This is a genomic window from Ideonella azotifigens, from assembly GCF_006519715.1.
GTDB classification, from domain to species: Bacteria; Pseudomonadota; Gammaproteobacteria; order Burkholderiales; family Burkholderiaceae_C; genus Ideonella; species Ideonella azotifigens.
On the sequence record NZ_VIDT01000590.1, the window covers coordinates 1 to 3,456 of the forward strand.

The window sequence follows — 3,456 nt, forward strand, 5'->3', positions numbered from 1 at the left end:
GCCGCAGGCTATCCTCCGCAACACGCAGCGCCATGTTCAACCGGCCCAGCTTGAGCAGGGTCGCGCTGAGGTGCAGGAAGATGCCCGCGGACCTGACGCCGCTTGCGAGCGCCTGGGCCAGGACCTCGCGGGCGCCCGGCAGGTCATCGATCTTGAGCAGCAGCTTGCCCAACTGCTCGTTCATTTCGGGATCGTCGGTCGCGATGAAGTGCGCCTCCCGCGCCGCCTGCACGGCGTCGCCCATGCGACCCGTGCGCGACAGCACCTGCGCGCGCTGCATGTGGAACTGCGCCGAGCCCGGCGCCATGGCCAGCGCGGCGTCGATGGCGGACAGCGCGTCTACCCACTGTTCGGCCTGCATCTGGCGCCGGCTCAGCTGAAACAAGCGTCTTGGGTGCTCCCCGTCGCCAAGCATCTGACGGCTCAGTTGCCTGGCCTCATCCTCTCGCCCCAACACCTGCAGGACTTTGGCCTTGAGCCAGATCGAGGTCGGGTCCCGCTCATCACGGGCCACGGCCGCATGCGCAGCTGCGAGCGCTGCATGTGGCCGACGATGGGTCAGCAACCGCCTTGAAAGATTTTTCCAGTAGGTCTTCGAGTCGCGGCGCGCATGGCGATGCAACTGCGGCCCGAGCGAATCGCCCCGCAGCACGTCCAGCACCGCGGGCTTCAACTGCCTGGCTTCATGGAGGAATTGAAGGCAGGGATGACCACTGTGCGGCAAGGCCAAAACATGCAGCCGAGAAGGCGCGATCAGGGCCCTCAATCGGTCCACGTGCAGCCAGTCTGCGTCCTGCGAATCGGCCCACACGAAGTAGCGGCAATCGGCTCCCAGCGCAGCCGCATCAATGCGGTAGCGCCAGGCCAATTGCTGGCCGAAAAATGCCCAGCGCTTGTCGAATGCTTGGTCGATCGCGAACTGAGGGGAGCAGGCCAGGACGGTGTCGAGTTTCAACCGACCTGAAAACGCGATGGCTGCAAAGCCCCCCATCGACGAGCCGTAGCCCACCCGGCGCTCATGGCCTCGCTCGGCCACAAAGGCATTGATGGCCGAAAAGAGTTCGGCGGGCACTTCCTGAAACCAGCCATCCACCGAAGACTTGAATGCCAGGACATCGAAACCTGACTTCAGCAGGAAGTCGCCGCCAAACCCCGTGCCGTCGAGCTGCTTGTTGTTCGAGGGCGTGAAGGTCACGGCCAGCGGCCGCCGACCGCCGTCGTTCATCGAGAAAAACTGAACCTTTAACGTCTTGGAGACGTGGAAATCCAATGCCTGCATGCAGCCCTGCCGCCGGTTTTCTAGTGGCCACTCCCAGCCCGCGCGCACGAATGCCGGCGAGCCCCTTCGCGGGACTATAACGACGATTGACAGGTACGTGACAGGAATGCCCCAAGCGGCGGCAGTATTACCACTGAGGAAGCAAGGCTACTTGTCCAGCTGAACGCCCTCTTCGTTCAGCATCGCATCGAGCGGCACGTCGTGCGGCTCGGGCTCCAGCCACGGCACGTAGCCGTGCGAGTAGCCCAGGCCGGCGGTGTACGGCTTCGGCTGGATCTCGGCCAGCGTGCGGTCGTAGAAGCCGCCACCGTAGCCCAGGCGCACGCCGCCGGGGCCGTAACCCACACACGGCACGAGCAGCAACTGCGGGTGGAAGATCTCGGTGTTTTTGGGCTTGGGGATGCCGTAGGCGTCCTCTTCCATCTCGCAGCCGGGATACCAGACGTGAAAGCTCAGGCGCTTGGTCTCGCGGTTCATCACCGGCAGCCCGATGCGCCGCGGCGGCTGGCCGGGCTCCGCTGCCTCGCTCCAGCGGTACAGCGCCGGCAGCGCGTCGAACTCGCCCTTGATCGGCCAGTAGGCGCCAATCGTGGTTTCCGGCCGCTTGATCAGCCAGACCTGCAGCACTTCCTGCAGCTGCGCCGCGCGCTTGTGGCGGTCCAGCAGCCCCATGCGTTCGGCCTGCAATTGCTTGCGCAGCACGGCCTTGTCGCGGGACGGTTCCAGTTGCAGCTTGAACGGCAGGGTCATGGTCGGACTCGGTACCAGGGAGCTTTGCATTGTGCGGCCTGAGCGGCCTGTGCACACCTGGCCTGACCCGCGAGAATCCGACCATGAGCAACGACTTCGTGGCGTGGTGCCGGGAATTGCTGTCGCCGCTGGGTACGGTGCGCAGCCGCCGCATGTTCGGTGGCCACGGCTTCTACGTGGATGACCTGTTCCTCGCACTGATTTTCGACGAGCGCCTGTACCTGAAGGTCGACGACGAAACCCGCGCGAGCTTCGAGGCCCAGGGCTGCACACCATTCACCTACAGCGTGCGCGACGGCGGCCAGCACTCGCTGAGCTACTTCACCGCGCCAGACGACGCGATGGACTCTCCCGCTCAGATGCTGCCGTGGGCCCGGCTCGCGCTGGCTTCAGCGCTGCGCGCCAGGGCCAGCAAACCGCCGGCCAGGAAACGCGCGCCTGCCGCCACGCCACGGCCGGTCTCCTCGCGCAAGCGGGCGAAGGGCAAGGCCGGTTGAGCCTGCCAGGCCAGTTGCACCGGCTTGCCCGCTTCCCATGGGCCGGCAGACAGCTGCTCGCCGCGCTGCACGTGCAGTGTTTCGCCGGCCTGCAGCACATGGTCGGACAGGTCGCCGGCGCGGGTGATCCACACCTCGCCTTGCAGCACCTTGAGGTCGCCGGCGCGCGGGGCGCGCCAGGCCTGGGCTTGGCGCAGGGTCATCGCTTGAGAGGCTTGGGTTTGCATGGTGAGGCTCCTTTGGGCTGGCGGGGTCAATAGCGTTCTTGCATCAGTGCGGTGGAAGAAGCTCACCGCTGCATGACCTGAATCATCGGCGTGTGGACAGCAAAACTCCAATGAGACTTGGCGCAGGGATTGATACCATCTGCGCATGAATACGCCGCTTTCCGGTGCACGCCAGCGCCCGCTCTCGCTGGACGGCCTGCGCAGCTTCGAGGCCGTGGCCCGGCTGCTCAGCTTCAGCGCCGCGGCCGAGGAAATGCACCTCACGCAGCCGGCCATCAGCCGCCAGATCAAGGGCCTGGAGCAAGAGCTGGGCGCCAGCCTGTTCAACCGCGGCACCCGCAAGGTCGAGCTCACCGCCGCCGGGCATGCGCTGCTGCGCAGCGTCGCGCCGCTGCTCACGCGGCTGGACACCAGCGTGCGCCAGATCCGCATGGCGCGCTCGCGCACCCAGGTCAGCCTGACGACCTTCCCATCGTTCGCCTCGCTGTGGCTGATGCCGCGGCTGGTCAACTTCGAACGCCAGCACCCGAAACTGGACATCCGCATCTCGGCCACCGACAGGCTGGTGGAAGTGGACGATGCCGAGCTGGACTTGGCGCTGCGCAGCTGCATGCCCGACAAGGCCCCTGGCGGCGCCATCCGGCTGTTCGACGAGGTGCTGACGCCCGTGGTGGGCGCCCGCCTGGCCGACGCCATCGCCCGC

At 66.3% G+C, this 3,456-nt stretch carries 4 protein-coding genes and 1 pseudogene; 2 read left to right on the plus strand and 3 right to left on the minus strand.

The features are described from left to right. Positions 1-1,327: tetratricopeptide repeat protein (locus FKP22_RS24545; protein WP_141290280.1), on the minus strand; the 1,327-nt coding region annotated here is incomplete at its 3' end. 99 nt (positions 1,328-1,426) lie between these two features. After that, positions 1,427-2,029 carry a 5-formyltetrahydrofolate cyclo-ligase gene (locus FKP22_RS24550; protein ID WP_141290281.1) on the minus strand — a complete coding sequence of 201 codons (603 nt, stop codon included), beginning with the start codon at positions 2,027-2,029 and terminating at the stop codon, positions 1,427-1,429. A gap of 83 nt (positions 2,030-2,112) precedes the next feature. On the opposite strand from FKP22_RS24550, the gene FKP22_RS24555 reads away from it, so the two are divergent. Beyond that, the gene (locus FKP22_RS24555) at positions 2,113-2,526 is read left to right on the plus strand and encodes a TfoX/Sxy family protein (protein WP_141290282.1); all 414 of its coding nucleotides are present in this window, start codon (positions 2,113-2,115) and stop codon (positions 2,524-2,526) included. 47 nt (positions 2,527-2,573) lie between these two features. On the opposite strand, the pseudogene FKP22_RS34540 reads toward FKP22_RS24555, so the two are convergent. Beyond that, positions 2,574-2,900 (minus strand): annotated as a pseudogene (locus FKP22_RS34540) (DUF2917 domain-containing protein); the annotation flags it as partial. Between FKP22_RS34540 and FKP22_RS24565 the strand changes: the two are divergent. Further along, the coding region (locus FKP22_RS24565; protein ID WP_141290284.1) for a LysR family transcriptional regulator at positions 2,899-3,456 on the plus strand (558 nt) is incomplete at its 3' end. The pseudogene FKP22_RS34540 and the gene FKP22_RS24565 overlap by 2 nt on opposite strands.

Bases quoted from the DNA above. Each gene is read 5' to 3' on its own strand.
- FKP22_RS24550 (WP_141290281.1), bottom strand. From the start codon at position 2,029: ATGACCCTGCCGTTCAAGCTGCAACTGGAACCGTCCCGCGACAAGGCC.
- FKP22_RS24555 (WP_141290282.1), top strand. From the start codon at position 2,113: ATGAGCAACGACTTCGTGGCGTGGTGCCGGGAATTGCTGTCGCCGCTG.